At 66.5% G+C, this 18421-nt stretch carries 8 protein-coding genes, 1 tRNA gene and 1 pseudogene; 6 read left to right on the forward strand and 4 right to left on the reverse strand.

Going from position 1 to position 18421, the window contains the following annotated elements; all coding sequences use genetic code 11:
- Positions 1–13: 13 nt before the first annotated feature.
- On the reverse strand, positions 14–6322 hold the full coding sequence (locus AC2EAL_RS19480; RefSeq protein WP_484725898.1) for a type I polyketide synthase: 6309 nt from the start codon (positions 6320–6322) through the stop codon (positions 14–16).
- Positions 6323–6859: 537 nt separating this feature from the next.
- Here AC2EAL_RS19480 and AC2EAL_RS19485 point away from each other — a divergent pair.
- From AC2EAL_RS19485 to AC2EAL_RS19495, 3 genes are read left to right on the forward strand one after another with little or no spacing between them, the layout of a single operon-like run.
- On the forward strand, positions 6860–7843 hold the full coding sequence (locus AC2EAL_RS19485) for an ExeA family protein (protein WP_484725899.1): 984 nt from the start codon (positions 6860–6862) through the stop codon (positions 7841–7843).
- Positions 7844–9403, forward strand: coding sequence for a GumC family protein (locus tag AC2EAL_RS19490; protein ID WP_484725900.1), 1560 nt, complete (start codon positions 7844–7846; stop codon positions 9401–9403). It abuts the gene before it with no gap.
- A gap of 6 nt (positions 9404–9409) precedes the next feature.
- Positions 9410–10213: a CpsD/CapB family tyrosine-protein kinase gene (locus AC2EAL_RS19495; RefSeq protein WP_484725901.1), complete on the forward strand. Its 804-nt coding sequence runs from the start codon at positions 9410–9412 to the stop codon at positions 10211–10213.
- A 65-nt stretch (positions 10214–10278) separates the two neighbouring features.
- Here the strand turns inward: AC2EAL_RS19495 and AC2EAL_RS19500 are convergent.
- Positions 10279–10353 (reverse strand) — tRNA-Gly (locus tag AC2EAL_RS19500).
- A gap of 301 nt (positions 10354–10654) precedes the next feature.
- On the opposite strand from AC2EAL_RS19500, the pseudogene AC2EAL_RS19505 reads away from it, so the two are divergent.
- Positions 10655–10777 (forward strand): annotated as a pseudogene (locus AC2EAL_RS19505) (CsbD family protein); the annotation flags it as partial.
- Positions 10778–10822: 45 nt separating this feature from the next.
- On the opposite strand, the gene AC2EAL_RS19510 reads toward AC2EAL_RS19505, so the two are convergent.
- Together AC2EAL_RS19510 and pyc are read right to left on the reverse strand one after the other, a co-directional pair.
- Positions 10823–11332 (reverse strand): DUF2314 domain-containing protein, encoded by a 510-nt coding sequence (locus AC2EAL_RS19510; protein ID WP_484725902.1) that lies wholly within the window; start codon positions 11330–11332, stop codon positions 10823–10825.
- Positions 11332–14772 (reverse strand): pyruvate carboxylase, encoded by a 3441-nt coding sequence (gene pyc / locus AC2EAL_RS19515; protein WP_484725903.1) that lies wholly within the window; start codon positions 14770–14772, stop codon positions 11332–11334. The genes AC2EAL_RS19510 and pyc overlap by 1 nt, the downstream gene beginning before the upstream one ends.
- Before the next feature lie 197 nt (positions 14773–14969).
- Here pyc and AC2EAL_RS19520 point away from each other — a divergent pair, with 197 nt between their 5' ends.
- Both AC2EAL_RS19520 and AC2EAL_RS19525 read left to right on the forward strand, forming a co-directional pair.
- Positions 14970–17354: an ATP-dependent helicase gene (locus AC2EAL_RS19520; protein ID WP_484725904.1), complete on the forward strand. Its 2385-nt coding sequence runs from the start codon at positions 14970–14972 to the stop codon at positions 17352–17354.
- A 173-nt stretch (positions 17355–17527) separates the two neighbouring features.
- A complete protein-coding gene (locus AC2EAL_RS19525) occupies positions 17528–18166 on the forward strand; it encodes a nucleoside/nucleotide kinase family protein (RefSeq protein ID WP_484725905.1) in 639 nt (212 codons plus the stop codon).
- Positions 18167–18421: the final 255 nt, after the last annotated feature.

Genomic DNA, 18421 nt, shown 5'->3' on the forward strand with positions numbered 1-18421 from the left:
TGGAAATCTCCGGTCACTCGGCGGCAATCTTATGGTCAGGGCGGCGGACCTCGCCAGCCTCGGCCGCCTGAATCGCGGCCTTCATCCGTGCGGCCAATACGCGCACGTTCGGTTCCAGCACCATGGAATCGTGGTCGCCGGGGACTTCGACCACGTCGAGACGCGGCGCGAAGGGAGTCCAGAGGTTGTCGTGGAAGACATACTCCCGCGCCTCGGACACCCAGTTGCCCCCGGTCACCTTGTAGCGGCGGTCCAAGGGGGGGCGGTAGAGGACGACACGGCCCTCCCAGCCCTTCAGGTCGTAGACGCCGATGGCGTGACGGAAGGCGGCCTCGATCGCGGCGTTGTTGTAAGAGGGGACAGTCGGGTCGGGTTCGTTCGCGGCCTTGGCGCGGCGCGAGCGTTCCCATTCCCAGCGGCGGCGCGCCCAGTCGGCGAGGAACTTCGGGCCACCGGCGCGGATTTCCGCAAGCTTGATCAGCGCCTTGTCGGGTTTGGTCAGGAATGGCCGCACCGGAAGGGGCGTGTCGAGGAGGACCATGAGGGCCACCTCTTCGCCTTCCGCGCGGAGCATCTGGCCGATCTCCCATGCGGTCAAGCCACCACCCGAGAAGCCACCGAGGAGATACGGCCCCTTCGGCTGGACCTGCCGGATTTCGGCAAGGCAGGAGGCTGCGGCCTCCTCGATCGTCATGTGCGGCCTGTCGTCGCCGAAAAGGCCCTTGGCCTGCAGCCCGTAGAAGGGCCGGTCGGTGCCAAGGAGGCTGGCGAGGTGGCGGAGGTTCAGGACGTTGCCGAACATGCCGGCGACGAGGAAGAACGGGGTCTTCGGGCCGCCGTCGCCGCGGTGCATGGCGACGAGGTGGGTGAACTTCGGACCTGCCGGGTCGGCGAGTTCGGTGGGCGCCGGGGCGCTGTCGTCCTGCGGGCCTATGCGGTCGATGATGAGCTGGGCGCAGCGGGCGATGGTCGGGGCCTCGAACAGGACCGAGATCGGGAAGTCGACCTTCCACTGGCGGCGGATCATCGCGAACAGGCGCACGGCGATGAGGCTATGGCCGCCGAGGGCGAAGAAGTCGTCCTCCACCCCCACCTCGGCGACGCCGAGGAGTTCGGCCCAGAAGCCCGCAAGTGTGCGTTCGACCGAGTTCCGGGGGGCGACGTAAGCGCTTTCAAGCTCCGGTCTTGCGAAGCCGGGGCCTTCGGTTTCGGTCGCCACGGGGGCGTTGGCCTGTTTCACCAGCGCGTCGAGGTCGAGCGAGGAGACGAGGACCTGCGCGCCCCCGGCGTTCAGCGCGCGGAGGAAGGCCTCGGCGCCCTCGGCGGGGCGGATGCCCCCGGCCAAGGCTTGCGCGAGGCGCTGTTCGGCGGGGGACTGGCCGCGCTGGTCGTCGTCGCGGATCACCTCGCGCGGGTTCGGCGCGGCGGGTTTTGCCAAGGCTTCCTCGAAGGCGACCTTGCGGAAGGTGATGCCTTCAACCTCGACCAGCACGCGGCCCGAGGGGTCGGTCAGGGTGACGTCGAAGCTGGCGGTGTCCTCGGCAGGCGTGCCGGCAAGGCGGACCCAGCTGCGGATTTCGGCAGGCAGCGCGCCGTGCACCCGGATGGCGGTGGTCATCACCGGGGCCCAGACAAAGCCCTCGGCCACCTTCGGCAGAAGTGCTATGCCCCAGCCGGTGCCGATGTCGTAAAGCGCGGGATGGAGCGCGCAGGTGGCGGTGTCCTGCACGGCCTGGGTGGGCAGGGCGAGGGTGGCGAGGCCCTCGCGGTTACCCAGAGCGGTAGCCTTGAGGACCTGCCAGCGCGGGCCGAAGGCGATGCGGTCTTCCTGAGCCGAGGGCAGGTTCTCGCCGCCGGCCGCCGTGGCCTTGTCGGGGCAGCGGGCGGCGATGGCATTGAGGTCCAGCGGTTCGGCCTGCGTGGTGAGGGGGGCGACGCCCATTTCGGCGGTCATCGCCCAGCCTTGCGGCTCCAGCGCGCGGGCCTGCAGGCGCTGGCTGCCGTCGCGGGCGCGGGTGAGGCTGACGCGCAGGTCGCGGGGGAGGTCGGCCTCCAGCCGCAGGGGGCGGAAGACGGTGAGGTCGGTCAGCTGGAAGCCGTTCTTCGCACCGGCTGCCGCAAGGGCCTCGCCCGCGATTTCCGGGTAGGCCGAGCCGGGCAGGACCGCGGTGCCATCGAGAAGGCGGTGGTCGTCCATGACCCAGTGCTCTTTGGTAAGGGTCGCATGAAAACGCGTTTCATCCTCGCCCTTCTGCATCCGTTCCAGCACCAGCTGCCCGGGCAGCGGCGCGCCTGCGTCCTTGCCCTGGCGTCGGGCGTCGGCGTCGGCGGCCATGCCGATGCCGGACCAGATGCCCCAGTTGATTGCCGTAACGCGGGTGCGCCCGCCAGAGCGGCTGCGGGCGAAGGCGTTGAGGTATTCGTTCGCGGCCACGTAGTCCGCCTGGCCAGCCGGGGTCAGGACGGTGGAGGTGGAGGAGAAGAGCACGATCCGGTCGACGGAGCCGTCGGGGAGGAGCGTGTCGAGGAGTTTCGTGCCGTGGACCTTGGGCGACAGGACGGCGTCGGCGCTGCCGGGGTCCTTGCCGAGGAGGGGGGCGTCGTCGACGGTGCCCGCGGCATGGACCACGCCGTAGATCGGGCCAAGTTCTGCCTTCACGCGGTCGAAGGCGGCACGCATGTCCTCGGGGTTGCAGACGTCGGCGGCGACGGCCATCACGCGGCCAAGGCGTTCCAGGCGCGAGAGGACCCCGGCGCGGACCGATCCGGGTTCGGGAAGGTGACGGCCGATCAGGGCGACCTTGGCGTGGCGGTCGCGCATCAGGCGTTCGGCGACGGTGACACCGATCCCACCGAAGCCGCCGGTGATGACCCAGACGGAGCCTTCGGGGACCTCCGCCTGCTCCGGGAGTTTCGCGGGGACAAGGCGGGTTTCGAGGCGGCGGCTGCCCCGGATCGCGGCGACGGTGTTGGAAGGCGTCGCCAGCATCTCTTCGAGGACGGCGGAAACGGTTTCCGCCGGGATTTTCTTGTCCAGCGTCACGTCAAGAAGGCTCGCCGTCAGCCCTGGCAATTCGCGCGGCATCACGCGAACGGGGCCTGCGACGGTGGCTTTCTCCGGGTAGGGCAGGGCCTCGGTCCGGACCTGGGCCGCGCCAGAGGTGACGACGGTCAGGTGCGGCGCGGGTTTCAGGCCGATCTCGGCGATGGCCTGGCCAAGGAAGAAGAGGCTCCAGAAGCCTTGCTCCAGGTTCCGCTGGAAGAAGGAGGAGCCGGGGCGGAAGGCCTCCTTCTCGGTCACCAGCCAGAAATGGGCGATCCGCGCAGGCGACAGATCGCGCTGGGCGAGGTCGGCGAGGAGCGCGTCGTAGCCCTCGCGCCCGTGTTCGGGGGCGAGGGTGTAGGTGTCGTCCGAAGTGCGGGCGAAGGCGTCACCCGCGTGGACGGTGATGACGCGGTGGTTGGCGGCGCGGAGGCGCTGAACGGCGGCGCGGGCGAGGCCTGCCTCATCGGCGAAGACGAGCCAGGTCAGGGGCGCACCGAGTTCGGTTTCCACGTCGACCGGGCAGTCGGCGGGCATCACGCGCCAGCCGATCTTGTAGCCGAAGTCGGTGACTTGGTCGTGGCGGGTCGGGGTCAGGTCGGCCTCGGTCACCACGGCGGGTTGGCCGCGTTCGACGAAATAGCGGCTGCGCTGGAAGGGGTAGGTCGGCAAGGGGACGCGGCGGCGTTTCGCCTCGCCCCAAAGCTGGGTCAGGTCGGGTTCCGCCCCGCAGGCCCAGAGGCGGCCGAGGGTGGCGATGAAGTGACGGTCGTCGCTGACGGTGTCGTCCGGGTGGCGGAGGCTGGCCGGGACCGGCTGGCCGCCCATCGCGCCGTTGGCTTGCGCAAGGGACGCCATCGCGCGGCCGGGGCCGACCTCAAGATACACGCGGTCGGCCTTCTGGCGCAGCGTCGCCATGCCGTCGGCGAAGCGCACGGTGTTGCGCAGGTGGGCGACCCAGTAGTCGGGGCTGGTGGCTTCCGCATCGGTCAGGATCTGGCCCGAGCGGTTGGAGATGATCGGGATCTGCGGCGGGGAAAGCTGCATCCCCGCAAGGTGGGCGCGGAAGGCGGCGAGGATGCCTTCCAGCATCTTCGAATGCGCGGCGATGTCGATGGCGATGCGGGTGGTGTCGATGCCATCGGCCTTGAGCCGCTCGGCCAGGTCCTTCAGGCCCGCGTCGGAGCCGGAAACCACGGTCAGTTCCGGCGCGTTGACCGAGGCGATGTCGAGATCGCCGAGGTAGGGTTTCAGCGCGGCCTCAGACAGGGGGACCGACAGCATCCCGCCCGCAGGCACGGTGTCGAAGAGCTGCCCGCGCAGGCGGACGAGGCCGACGGCGGCCTCCAACGTCATCACGCCCGCGACGCATGCGGCGGCGTTTTCGCCCATCGAATGGCCGATCAGGACGGCGGGCTGGACGCCCCAGCTTTCCCACAGCTTCGCCAGCGCGACTTCGACGATCAGGATCAGGGGGAGCTGCTTCGACGGCTGGCGCAGCGCCTCGGCAGCGGCCTTTTCGTCACCCTTGGCGGGAAGCCAGAGGGCGCGGGTTTCGGCCTCGGCATCGCCAAGGGCGGCGAGGCCGCGGTCCATCCATTCGGCGAAGACCGGTTCGGTCTCGTAAAGGTCGCGCGCCATGTTCGGGTATTGCGCGCCGCCGCCGGGGAACATGAAGACGACATCGGGGCGGTCGCCCAGGCGCCGCTGGGTGAAGACGCGGCGTGGGTCGCCGGCCTCCAGCATCTTGGCGGCTTCCTCATGGCTTTCGGCAACGAGGACGCGGCGGTGTTCGAAGGCGCGGCGGCCTTCCTTCAAGGTCCAGGCGACGTCGGCGAGGTCCTGTTCGGGATGCGCGCGGAGGTGGGCGGCGAGGCGGGACGAGGCCTCACCCAGGGCCGACTGGCTGCGGGCGGAGAGGGTGATGAGCTGGAAGGGCCAGTCCGATGCCTCGGACGCGGCAACGGCGGGCGGTTCCTGCACGACGACGAAGGCGTTGGTGCCGCCGACGCCGAGCGAGTTCACCCCGGCGCGGCGGGGGCCCTTGCGGCGGGGCCAGTCGTTGAGGCGGTCGTTGACGCGGAAGGGGCTGCCGTCGAAGTCGATGGCGGGGTTCGGGGCCTCGAAATTGAGGCTGGGGGGCATCTGGCCGTGATGGAGGGCGAGGGTGGTCTTGATCAGGCTTGCCACACCAGCGGCGGTGTCGAGGTGGCCGATGTTGGTCTTTACGCTGCCGATGCGGGCGAAGCCCTTCGCGTCGGTGGTGCGGCGGAAGGCTTCGGTCAGGGCGGCAACTTCGATGGGGTCGCCGAGATAGGTGCCGGTGCCGTGGCATTCGATGTAGTCGATGGTTTCGGCGGGCGTCCCGGCAACGGCCAAAGCGGTGGCGATGCAGGCGGATTGACCTTCGACCGAAGGTGCCAGGTATCCGGCCTTCGCCGCGCCATCGTTGTTGACCGCCGATCCCTTGATGACGCCCCAGATGTGGTCGCCATCGGTCAGCGCGTCCTCCAGCCGCCGCAGCAGGACCGTCCCTGCGCCGGACCCGAAGACGGTCCCCTGCGCCCGGTGGTCGAAGGCGTGGCAGACGCCGTCGGGCGACAGGACCTCACCCTCCTTGAAGATGTAGCCACGGCCCTGGGGCATGTCGATGGTGACCCCCCCGGCCAGCGCCATGTCGCATTCGCCGTTCAGAAGCGCCTGGATCGCGTAGTGGGTCGCGACCAGCGAGGTTGAGCAGGCCGTCTGGAGCCCGAGGCTCGGTCCCTTCAGGTCGAAGACGTGGCTGACGCGGGTCGACAGGAAGTCCTTGTCGTTGCCGGTATGGCGGAGGAGGAACATCCCCGTCGATTCGACCAGCGCGGGGTTCGAGCAGAGGTTGAAGTAGAAGTAGCTGCCCATCCCGCAGCCGGCGAAGACGCCGATGCGGCCCTTGAACCCTTCGGGCGTATGCCCCGCGTTCTCCAGCGCCTCCCAGGCGACTTCCAGGAACTGGCGGTGCTGCGGATCGAGAATCGCGGCCTCTTTCGGGGAAAACCCGAAGAATTCGGCGTCGAAACGGTCGTAGCCTTCGAGGAGCGCGGCGGCGGGGACGTAGTTCGGGTTGCGGAGAAGCGCGGGGCTTTCGCCCGAGGCCAGAATCTCTTCCTCGGTCAGGCGGCGGACGGCGCTGCGGCCCTCGCGCAGGTTTTCCCAATAGGCAGAAATGTCGGCAGCCCCGGGCAGATGGGCGGCCATGCCGACAATGGCAATATCGGTTTCAGCGGGAAGGTCCTGCATACCATCCTTCATGCGACTACCCTCTCGAACTGTCGTCAGCGGCTTGCGCCGGTCTTGCGGTCGGCCTGCCCATGGTCGGGCGACAATGGCCATCGTCCACGGGCTGCACCACGGTGCCCGGACGGTTCAGCATAAACTCACCTATACTGCACCTTCCCGAAAACCGGGGGCTGACCGGGACCATCAACGATTCGCGCAACGTGAAAATTTCCTTGAGCTTTCCTACATGAGTCCGTCTAGATACGCACGCCTATTGGGTAAGAAAATGGCCTTTTCTGGGGGAATCCTGACCCTACGGCTATGATTTCCCTACTTTGTTGCTGGCTCGGCATCAGTATTCTGGAAGCCGTCGCCATGCCATTTAAGATTGCTTATTAGAGGGGACCAAGGTCCCGACCCCCTGTGGAATTGCTTAAAGGTGAGTAGATGACGCGCAGTAGATCCCGGAGGTTGTTATCCCGCATCCTGTGGCTTGATCCGGATGCGGGAAACGAGTCCGAATCGTCGCAAAAAACGGCTGCGTCAGCCGTCGACTCGGTGCCGGACATTCCGACCTACCAGGATCGGAGCGTCGTGGTGACGCCGCCGCCCGAATTCGTCGAATCGGTCGTGAAGCGGCCGACGCGGGTCAGGTCGCGGATCCTGCCGAACCAGCCGCCTGTGGTGAACTCGCCCGATCTGTACACCGAGCACTTCGGGCTGCGGATGCGCCCCTTCGCGCTGACGCCGGACCCCGATTTCCTGTACTGGCCGCCGTCGCACCAGCGCGCCTACACGATGCTGGAATACGGCGTGCGGGCCCATGCCCCGATCACGCTGATCACCGGCGAGGTCGGTGCGGGCAAGACGACGCTGCTTTTGCATCTGGTACGGTCGCTGGGGTCGGAACTGAAGGTCGGGCTGGTGTCGAACCCGCATGGCTCGCGCGCCGAACTCCTCCGCTGGGTGCTGCATGCGCTGGAACAGCCGGCCGAGCTGGAAGAAAGCTATGTCGACCTGTTCTCGCGGTTCCAGAATTTCCTTCTGTCGGAATACTCATTGGGGCGCAGTGTCGTCCTGATCTTCGACGAGGCGCAGAACCTGTCGGCCGAGGCGCTGGAAGAGCTGCGGATGTTCATCAACATCAACTCGGGCAAGGACGAGGTGCTGCAGCTGGTGCTGATAGGGCAGCCGGAACTGCGGACCCTGGTGTCCCGTCCCGAGATGCGGCAGTTTGCCCAGCGGGTCGCGGCAAGCTATCACCTTACGGCGATGGACCTGAAGACGGTCCGCGGCTACATTCCGCATCGTCTGAAAGTTGCAGGTTGCGAAAAGCGAATCTTCACCGCGCCGGCGGTCACCCAGATCTTCGAGTTGACGAAGGGTGTGCCGCGACTGGTGAACCAGCTGTGCGATCTGGCGTTGGTCTATGCCTTTACCAAGGGCAAGCACCTGGTGACCCCTGCAATCCTTCAGCAAGTGCTGGATGACGGCGTATTCTTTTCGGCGAACGCCGCAAGCGAGACGAGTGAGACCCATTGAATGACGCTTGACCTGCGTTTCTACCTTTCCCTGATCCTGCGGCGGCTTCCGGTCATCGCGGCGATCATCTTCACAGCGACGACCGCCGGTATCCTGTACGCCGTGTCGCTGCCGCCGGTCTTTCGGGCCGAGGCGCGGCTTCTGATCGAGAACGCCCAGATCCCCGACGAACTGGCGGCCTCGACCGTGCGGTCGACCGCCGACGAGATCCTGCTGGCCATCCAGCAGCGGATCATGACGCGGGAAAACCTGTTGGCGGTGGCGGACCAGCACGACATCTTCGCCGCGGCGCCGCAGATGACCGACGAACAGAAGCTGGTCGACATCGGCAGTCGCATCGCGATCTACATGCCGAACACGCAAGGAAACACCGGGGTCGTTACCGTGTCGTTCGGGGCATCCGAGCCCGAACTGTCGGCGGCCGTCGCGAATGAACTCGCCGACCAGATCCTGCTGTGGAGCACCGAGTTGCGCAACGCGGCCTCGGCCAGCACGCTGGATTTCTTCGAGCAGGAAGTTCAGCGTCTGACCGAGGAGCTGAGCGCGCAGAGCGCGAAGATTCTGGAGTTCGAGCAGGCCAACCGGGACGCGCTGCCGGAAAGCCTGGAGTTCCGGCGTACGCGGCAGGCGGCACAGCAGGAACGGCTGCTGCAGATCGACCGCGACCTTGCCTCGCTGCGCGACCGGCGCCAGCGGCTGACCGAGCTTTATGACCGCACCGGCCGGCTGGTCACCAACACCGAGGCCCGTACGCCCGAGGAAACGCGGCTGGACGAGCTGCGGCAGGAACTGGCCTCGGCGCTGGTCGTGTTCTCGCCGACCAACCCGCGCGTCAAGGCGCTGCAGAACGAGGTGACCGCGCTTGAGGAAGCGGTCAAGGAACAGCTGGACGCCTCGGGTGGAGGCCGTCTGACGCCGTTCCAGGTGCAGATGCTGGATATCGACGGCCAGATCGAATACCTGGCCGAGCAGAAGGCGCTGGTCGAGAAGGACCTGGTCGAGCTGGACAGGAGCATCCTGGCGACGCCCGAAAACTCGATCAAGCTGGCCGAACTGCGGAGCAACCACGAGACCTTGCGCGTGCAGTACGAAGAGGCCGTCGCCAGCCTGTCCGAGGCCCGGATGGGCAACCGGATCGAAGCGACCGACCGTGGCCAGCGCATCACCATGATCGAGCGGGCCGTGCCCCCGGCCTTCCGGGCCGAGCCGAACCGCAAGCGCATTGCGGTCGCGGCGTTTGGTGCCGGGGTCATCATGTCGGGCGCTCTGCTGTTCCTCTTGGAGATCCTGAACCAGACCATCCGACGCCCGTCGGAACTGGCCAAAGTGATCGGCACGCCACCTTTCGGCACCGTCGGCTATCTTGCCGGGGCGACAGGCCACCGGCGCTTTTCGCACAGCAGCATGGCGCTTTTGGCGGTCTTCCTGATCAACATCCCGGTCCTGATGCTGGTGGTTCACATCTACATCATGCCGCTCAATTCACTTCTGGGGTTGAACTCGAACACGCCCGCCATCAACGGGGTGGTTGAACCTGCAGCCGCCGAACAGACCGAGTAGGACAGAATGGAACGGATTCAATCGGCGCTGGCCAAGGCACGGGCTGCGCGTGATCGCAAGATGCAGTCGACCAAACCAGGCGCGGCAGCCTCGGTCGAAAGCGGCCCCTGGCAGGACCTGGAAGAGGTGACGCTGAACCCCCGGACGCTGGAGCGGAACCGGATCGTTGCCATGCACCCGGGGCAGAACGCGGCGAGCTTCGACCTGATGCGTACCAACCTGATCCGCACCCTGCGGTCCAATGGCTGGAGCCGGGTCGCCATCACCTCGCCCACGCAGGGTTGCGGCAAGTCGACGGTCGCGCTGAACCTGGCCTTCAGCCTGGCGCGGATGGCGGACACCCGCGTCCTTGTGATCGAGCTGGACATGCGCCACCCCTCGATCCTGTCGATCCTTGGGCTGCCGCCGGGCCAGAACTTTTCCGGGACGCTGGCCAGCGGCCAACTGGACTACAGCCAGATCCGGCGCATCGGGCCCAATCTGGCGATTGCGGCCAGCACGAAGCCGATGGAAAGCCCGGCCGAACTTCTGTCGGCAACCCGGACGGCCGACATGATCGACGAGATCGAAACCAGGCTGCGTCCCGACGTGATCATGTTCGACATGTCGCCCCTCCTGGCCAACGACGACGCCATCTCGTTCCTGGATCAGGTCGACTGCGGCCTGATCGTCGCGGCGGCGGACGAGACGACGGTGACCGAGGTCGATCTGTGCGGCAAGGACCTTGCCAAGCGGACCCAGGTGCTGGGCGTGGTGCTGAACAAGTGCCGCTTCATCGAACAGGAGCAGCCCGGCAACTATCCGGACTGAGGGGCAAGGACCCAAGCCGAAAAGCGAAAGGGCCCCCGAAAGGAGGCCCTTTTTGCTGGTCCGACTGGAGCGGGCGATGAGATTCGAACTCACGACCCTAACCTTGGCAAGGTTATGCTCTACCCCTGAGCTACGCCCGCGCCGGTTGGACGAGCGAGGATTTATAAAGAGGCGCGGGGGGCCGCAAGGGGGAAAGTGCACCGCCACCGAAAATTTCTGCCTCGGGGCGGGGAAGCGCGGAACGGGCTGGCGGCAAACCGGCAATCCTTTGCCAACAGGTCCTGACACTTGGAACCAGATCGGCCTCAGGGAGTTCTGTCACTTAGGCGGCGCCTGTTGCGCTGCCTCGCAGACAGGAGAACAGCGATGAACAACGACCAGATCGCCGGCAAGTGGAAGCAGATGAAGGGCGAAGCCAAGGTCATGTGAGGCAAGCTTACCGACGACGACCTGGACATCGCCGAGGGCCACGCCGACAAGCTGCGCGGCCTGGTGCAGGAACGCTATGGTCGCACAAAGGAAGAGGCGAGGCGGGAAGTCGACGACTTCTTCTCGCGCTATTGATTAAGGCTAGATGGCAAGAGGCCGTCCGGCGGGGCGGCCCTTTCGCTATTTCCAGTCGGCTGGAACTGCCTCGGGCTCGAAGATCTCGTCAAAGGGCGTGTCGCCGAACGCGCCCTGGTCGTACATCACGCGGCTGGTGAAGCTGCCCCAGTACAGCCCCGAAGGCGCGGTCAGGTGCCAGTCCGAGATCATCGACTGGTCGAAGTCCACCTGATCGCCCTCGGTCAGATTGCCGAGCGCGACGGGGTCGTTGGCCAGAAGGCCGGTAAAGCTGCCGTCTTCCCGCCGGGCAAAGGGCGCGACCCAGATGTGTTCCACTTCGGTTGCGCTGCTGTCGACCGTCGGGAAGCCGACCTTGACCAGGGCCATGTCCGATCCGTTGCCGTCGGCGTCCAGCGCGTTGGCAAGGAACAGCGGCAGCGTCGCCTGCGCCTCGGCGATGGCGGCATTCATCGCTGCATCGTCCTGGGCGTAGTCGATCGTCGGGTCCTGCGCCGCAGCTGGCAGGGCAATGGCCCCCGCGAACAGGGCCGAGAGCAGAAGCCGTTGCAGCATCATTCCAGCTCCAACAGCAGGTCCTTGGCCTCGATCTGGCTGCCCGGATGGACGTGGATCGCCTTGACCACGGCCTCGCGGTCGGCGTGGAGGCCGGTTTCCATCTTCATCGCCTCGATGTTGAGGAGGAGGTCCCCAGCGCGGACCTTTTGGCCCACGGTCACGGCAATCGAGGCGATGGCGCCGGGCATCGGCGCGCCGACATGGGCGGGATTGCCTTCGGCGGCCTTGGGACGGGCGGCGGTCTTGGCCTTCACCGCCCGGTTCGGCACCCGGATCACGCGGGGCTGGCCGTTCAGTTCGAAGAAGACCTTGACCTCGCCCTCTTCCGTCGTTTCGCCCACCGCCTGCAGCCGGATTTCCAGGGTCTTGCCGGGATCGATCTCCAGCGATACCTCGTCGCCCGGCTGCATGCCGTAGAAGAAGACGGGCGTCGGCAGGGTGCGGACGGGACCATAGGTCTTGTGGCGGCCCATATAGTCGAGGAAGACCTTGGGATACATGAGATAACCGTTCAGATCCTCGTCATCGACGGTGATCCCGTTCATCTCCTCGGACACCTTCTTGCGCACCGCTTCCAGGTCCACGGGCGGCAGGGTCTTCCCAGGCCGGTCGGTCAGCGGCTGTTCGCCCTTCAGGACTTTCTTCAGGATGCCCTGGGGCCAGCCGCCATGCGGTTGCCCGAGGTTGCCCTTCAGCATGTCCACGACGCTGTCGGGGAAGGCCACGTCGACATTGGGGTCCTCCACCTGCGCGCGGGTGAGGCCTTGGGCCACCATCATCAGCGCCATGTCACCCACGACCTTGGAGGACGGCGTGACTTTCACGATGTCGCCGAACATCTGGTTCGCATCGGCATAGGCCTGGGCGACCTCGTGCCAGCGTTCTTCAAGGCCGAGGCTGCGGGCCTGGGCCTTGAGATTGGTGAACTGCCCGCCGGGCATTTCGTGCAGGTAGACTTCCGACGCCGGGGCCTGCAGGCCGGATTCAAACGCCGCATACTGCTTGCGGACGGCTTCCCAGTAGTCGGAAATCTGCCGCACCGCCGCGATGTCGATCCCGGTGTCGCGGTCGGTGTTCCGCAGGGCTTCCACGATGGAGCCAAGGCAGGGCTGCGAGGTGCCGCCCGAGAAGGCATCCATTGCTGCGTCCACCGCATCCACGCCCGCGTCGCAGGCGGCAAGGATCGTCGCCGCCCCGGCGCCACTGGTGTCATGGGTGTGGAAATGGACCGGCAGGCCGATTTCCTGCTTCAGCGCCTTGATCAGGACGCGGGCCGAGGCGGGTTTCATCAGCCCCGCCATGTCCTTCAGGCCCAGCACGTGGGCGCCGGCCGATTTCAGCTCCTTGGCGCGGTCGAGGTAGTATTTCAGGTCATACTTCGACCGGGCCGGGTCCAAAAGGTCGCCGGTATAGCAGATCGTGCCTTCGCAGACCTTGTTCGCCTCGATCACCGCGTCCATCGCGACGCGCATGTTCTCGACCCAATTGAGGCTGTCGAAGACGCGGAATACGTCGACGCCGGTCTTGGCGGCCTGCAGGACGAAGGACCGCACCACGTTGTCGGGGTAGTTGGTGTAGCCCACCCCGTTCGAGGCGCGGAGCAGCATCTGCGTCATCAGGTTCGGCATAGCGGCCCGCAGATCGCGAAGGCGCTGCCAGGGGCATTCCTGCAGGAAGCGGTAGGCGACGTCGAAGGTTGCCCCGCCCCAGCATTCCACGCTGAACAGCTGCGGCAGGTTCGCGGCATAGGCGGGCGCGACCTTGATCATGTCGATCGACCGCATCCGGGTGGCCAGCAGCGACTGGTGCCCGTCGCGCATCGTGGTGTCGGTCAGAAGGACCTTCTTCTGTTCCTTCATCCAGTCGGCGACGGCCTGCGGGCCCTTCTGCTCCAACAGGTTCCGGGTCCCCATCGCGGGATCGGCCTTGAGCGCGGGCGGCTTCGGCGGCTTGGCCTCGGCCGGGGGCTTCGGGCGGCCCGCCGTCTCGGGGTGGCCGTTCACGGTGATGTCGGCGATGTAGAGGAGAATCTTCGTCGCCCGGTCGCGCCGCTTCTTGAAGGCGAAAAGCTCGGGCGTCGTGTCGATGAATTTCGTCGTGTAGGTGTCGTTCAGGAAGGTCTTATGCTTCAGAAGGTTGATGACGAACTCGATGTTCGTGGCCACCCCCCGGATACGGAACTCGCGCAACGCCCGGTCCATCCGCGCAATCGCCTTCTCCGGCGTCTGGGCGTGGGCGGTGACCTTCACCAGAAGCGAGTCGTAGTACCGCGTGATGACGGACCCCGCATAGGCCGTGCCGCCATCCAGGCGGATGCCGTTCCCGGTGGCGCTGCGGTAGGCCGTGAGCCGCCCATAGTCCGGGATGAAGTTGTTCAGCGGGTCTTCCGTCGTGACCCGGCACTGCAGCGCATGGCCGTTCAGCTTGACGTCGGCCTGGCTGGCCACCCCTGTTGCCTCGGGCAGGGACTTGCCTTCCTCGATCAGGATCTGGGCCTGGACGATGTCGATGCCGGTCACCTCCTCGGTGACGGTGTGTTCGACCTGGACGCGGGGGTTCACCTCGATGAAGTAGAACTTGCCCGTCTCCATATCCATCAGGAACTCGACGGTGCCCGCGCATTCATAGGCGACATGGCCGCAGATGCGCTTGGCCATCTCGCAGACTTCCTCGCGCTGTTCTTGCGTCAGGTACGGGGCAGGCGCGCGTTCGACGACCTTCTGGTTCCGGCGCTGGACGGTGCAGTCGCGTTCCCACAGGTGCCAGCAGTTGCCCGCCTTGTCGCCGAGGATCTGCACCTCGACGTGCCGGGCGCGGAGGATCATCTTTTCGAGATACCCTTCGCCGTTGCCGAAGGCGGCTTCCGCCTCGCGCCGGCCCTCGCGGACCTTGGCCTCCAGTTCGTCCTCGTTCAGGATCGGCCGCATCCCCCGCCCGCCGCCGCCCCAGGAGGCCTTGAGCATCAGCGGATAGCCCACTTCGGCGGCTTGGCGCTTGATGAGCGCCATGTCCTCGCCCAAGACCTCGGTCGCCGGGATGACCGGCACTCCGGCCTCCATCGCCACGCGGCGGGCCGAGGCTTTGTCGCCAAGCGCGCGCATCGTCTCGGCGCGGGGGCCGATGAAGGTGATCCCGGCCTGGTCGCAGGCATCGACGAAATCGGGGTTTTCCGACAGAAGCCCATAACCCGGGTGGATCGCATCAGCCCCGGACATGCGGGCGACCCGGATGATCTCGGGGATCGACAGGTAGGCGCCCACAGGCGACAGCCCCTCACCGATCCGGTAGGCCTCGTCCGCCTTGAAACGGTGGAGGGAAAGCTTGTCCTCCTCGGCATAGACCGCGACGGTTTTCTTGCCCATCTCGTTGGCCGCCCGCATGACGCGGATGGCGATTTCGCCCCGGTTGGCAACGAGGATCTTCTTGAACTCGGGCATTCGGGCCTCCCCAGGCTGGACGGGAGGACATTAGAGGTGCTGCGGTGCGGCGCAAGGGGGATTGCCGCCGTTTTCCGACAGAAATGCGACAGAGCGCCGCTGTGTGCCGTTAGCGCAAACATAACCGCATCGGCGGGCCTGAACATTCATAGAACGCGGGCCTTTCCCCCCGCGCCGATGCCGCTATACTGCCGCGCATGACCGGTTGGGACGAAGATCAGGCCTTCGAGGCCGCCGCCGCGCCTGTGCCCCCGCCTGCGAGCCTTTCGCAGCGTGCGATGGCGGCGCGACCGATGCCCTATCTCGACGACCTGAATCCGGCGCAGCGTGCTGCGGTCGAGGCGCTGGATGGCCCGGTCCTGATGCTGGCGGGGGCGGGGACGGGGAAGACCAAGGCCCTGACGGCGCGGATCGTGCATCTTTTGCACCAGCGGCGGGCGCGCCCGAACGAGATCCTGGCGGTGACCTTCACCAACAAGGCCGCGCGCGAGATGAAGGAGAGGGTGGGGCGGTTGCTGGGCGAGGTGGCCGAGGGGATGCCCTGGATGGGCACCTTCCATTCGCTGTCGGTCAAGATCCTGCGACGCCATGCCGAACTGGTGGGGCTGAAGCCGAACTTCACGATCCTGGATACGGATGACCAGTTGCGGCTGTTGAAGCAGTTGGTGCTGGCCGCGAACATCGACGAAAAGCGCTGGCCGGCGCGGTTGCTGGCGTCGCTGATCGACGGCTGGAAGAACCGCGCCTGGCTGCCGGAGAAGGTGCCGTCGTCCGAGGCCGGGGCCTACAACAACCGGGGGACGGAGCTCTATGCGGCCTATCAGGAACGCCTCAAGACACTGAACGCGGTGGATTTCGGCGACCTGCTGATGCACTGCGTGACGATCTTCCAGACCCGTCCGGACGTGCTGGAGCAGTACCAGCGCTGGTTCCGCTATATCCTTGTCGACGAATACCAGGACACGAACGTCGCCCAGTACCTCTGGCTGCGGCTGCTTGCCCAGGCGCACCGGAACATTTGCTGCGTGGGCGACGACGACCAGTCGATCTACGGCTGGAGGGGGGCTGAGGTTGGCAACATCCTGCGGTTCGAGAAGGACTTCCCCGGCGCTCAGGTGCTCCGGCTGGAGCAGAATTATCGCTCGACCGGGCATATCCTGGGGGCGGCGTCGGGGATCATCGCGAAGAACGCAGGCCGCCTCGGTAAGACCCTGTGGACGACGGGGGCCTTGGGTGAGAAGGTTCGGCTGATCGGCCATTGGGACGGCGAGGAAGAGGCGCGCTGGATCGGCGAGGAGATCGAGGCGATCCAGCGGGGCACCCGTGGCCGCGACCCGGTGGACCTGAACCACCAGGCGATCCTGGTGCGTGCCTCCCACCAGATGCGCGCCTTCGAGGACCGGTTCCTGACCATCGGCCTGCCCTACCGGGTGATCGGCGGCCCGCGCTTCTATGAACGGCAGGAAGTCCGCGACGCGATGGCGTACTTCCGGCTGGCGGTGTCTCCTGATGACGATCTGGCCTTTGAACGCGTGGTGAACCTGCCGAAGCGGGGGCTTGGCGACACGGCGCAGGCCAAGATCAACGTGCTGGCGCGGGGGGCGCAGGTCTCGCTTCTCGACGGCGCGCGGGAGGCGTTAGCGAAGGGGGTTATCCCGGGGAAGGGGGCCTCGCAACTGAGGGCCTTCGTCGATGGGGTGGACCGCTGGCACCTGGCGACGCTGCATCCGGAATACGACCACATCCGGCTGGCCGAGACGATCCTGGACGAGTCCGGCTACACCGAGATGTGGCAGAACGACAAGACGCCGGAGGCTCCGGGCCGCTTGGACAACCTCAAGGAACTGATCAAGGCGCTGGAGCAGTTCGACAACCTGCAGGGGTTCTTGGAGCACGTCTCGCTGATCATGGACAACGAGACCGAGGGGGCGGAGGAGAAGGTCACGATCATGACCCTTCACGCCGCCAAGGGGCTGGAGTTTCCCGTGGTCTTCCTGCCGGGGTGGGAGGATGGGTTGTTTCCCTCCCAGCGCAGCATGGATGAGAGCGGGCTGAAGGGGTTGGAGGAGGAGCGGCGGCTGGCCTACGTGGGCATCACGCGGGCCGAGAGGCTTGCCACGATCAGCTTTGCCAGCAATCGGCGGGTCTACGGGCAGTGGCAGTCGCAGCTTCCCAGCCGGTTCATCGATGAGCTGCCGGGGGAGCATGTCGAGGTGCTGACCGCCCCCGGATTGTATGGCGGGGGCTTCGGGGCGGCGGCTTCGGTGGGGTTCGGGTCGAGCCTGGAGGAGCGGGTCTCGAAGGCGGACGTCTACAACTCACCCGGTTGGCGGCGGCTGCAGGAGAACTCCAGCACCCGCCCGATGCGGCAGCCGCAGGAGGCGCGGCATGTGGTGATCGATCTGGAGGCGGCCTCTCCCTATGTGATCGGCGACCGGGTCTTTCACCAGAAGTTCGGCTACGGCGAGATCATGGGGATCGAGGGCGACAAGCTGGACGTGGAGTTCGATCATGCCGGGTCGAAAAAGGTCGTCGCGCGCTGGGTGATCCCGGCGGATCAGGTGGATGATGTTCCTTTCTGAGGGGACGTTTCCACGGTGGGCAATGCCAGGATATTCATTGATTTCAATAGCTTGTCCGCGGACATTAGGGGTTTCTTAACATCTGGTCCCGAGGGGCCGCTAAGCGCTTGCAGGGGGCTTGCGCCCTGGTCTGGCATCGCGGCAAGCTGCGGCAAATCGGGGGGCATCACATCATGGCGGACACGGTCGACCTGGCACAGATTGCAGACCTGCTGGAGGCCCGGGCGACGGGGGGCGGGAGGGTCATCGCGGCCATTGCGGGGGCGCCGGGGTCGGGGAAGTCGACGCTGGCCGAGAAGCTGGTCGGCAAGCTGAACGGGCGGAAGCCGGGGTTGGCGGCGGTGTTGCCGATGGACGGGTATCATTATGATGACCTCTATCTGGTGCCGGCGGGGCTGCGGCCCCGGAAGGGGGCGCCGATGACCTTCGATGTGGGCGGTCTTTACCACACCCTCCAGCGGCTGCGGGGGCGGGAGGAGGCGGAGGTGGCTGTCCCCGTCTTCGACCGCGAGATCGAGATCGCGCGGGCAGGGGCGCGGCTGATCCCGCGGGACGTGCCGGTGATCGTCGTGGAGGGGAACTGGCTGCTGTTGAACCAGTCCCCCTGGGACCGGCTGCGGCCCCTCTTCGACGTCACGGTGATGGTCGAGGTTCCCGAACATGTGCTGCGGGCGCGCCTTCGGGGGCGGTGGGAGCGGCTGGGGCTGTCTGAGCCGGAGATCGTCGCCAAGCTGGAGGAGAACGACCTGCCGAACGGGCGCTGGGTCCGGGATGGGTCCGTGGCGGCGGACCATGTGATCCGGAACGGGTGAGGCCGGTCTTGTCCACGGTGGACAGTTTCCGTTTTACCTAAACAGATCAATGCCTTGCCGATTTTCATTAAGGATTTGGAAAGGTTTGTCCGCGCCCGCGCTTGCGGCACCAGGACCACCTTGGCGCCGGGGTCTTGACCAGGGAACGGCCCGGGACGCTTGCACCTGGCCAGCGGATGTCGGCGGCCCGTGTCGCAGCGCGGTTCAGGACATCCGCTGCCTGCAAAAGACTGCGCCGCCCCGGTGGGGCGGCGC

It is taken from the genome of Tabrizicola sp. T74 (assembly GCF_057219935.1).

Bases quoted from the DNA above. Each gene is read 5' to 3' on its own strand.
- pyc (WP_484725903.1), bottom strand. From the start codon at position 14,772: ATGCCCGAGTTCAAGAAGATCCTCGTTGCCAACCGGGGCGAAATCGCC.
- AC2EAL_RS19480 (WP_484725898.1), bottom strand. From the start codon at position 6,322: ATGCAGGACCTTCCCGCTGAAACCGATATTGCCATTGTCGGCATGGCC.
- AC2EAL_RS19510 (WP_484725902.1), bottom strand. From the start codon at position 11,332: ATGCTGCAACGGCTTCTGCTCTCGGCCCTGTTCGCGGGGGCCATTGCC.
- AC2EAL_RS19525 (WP_484725905.1), top strand. From the start codon at position 17,528: ATGGCGGACACGGTCGACCTGGCACAGATTGCAGACCTGCTGGAGGCC.
- AC2EAL_RS19520 (WP_484725904.1), top strand. From the start codon at position 14,970: ATGACCGGTTGGGACGAAGATCAGGCCTTCGAGGCCGCCGCCGCGCCT.
- AC2EAL_RS19490 (WP_484725900.1), top strand. From the start codon at position 7,844: ATGACGCTTGACCTGCGTTTCTACCTTTCCCTGATCCTGCGGCGGCTT.
- AC2EAL_RS19495 (WP_484725901.1), top strand. From the start codon at position 9,410: ATGGAACGGATTCAATCGGCGCTGGCCAAGGCACGGGCTGCGCGTGAT.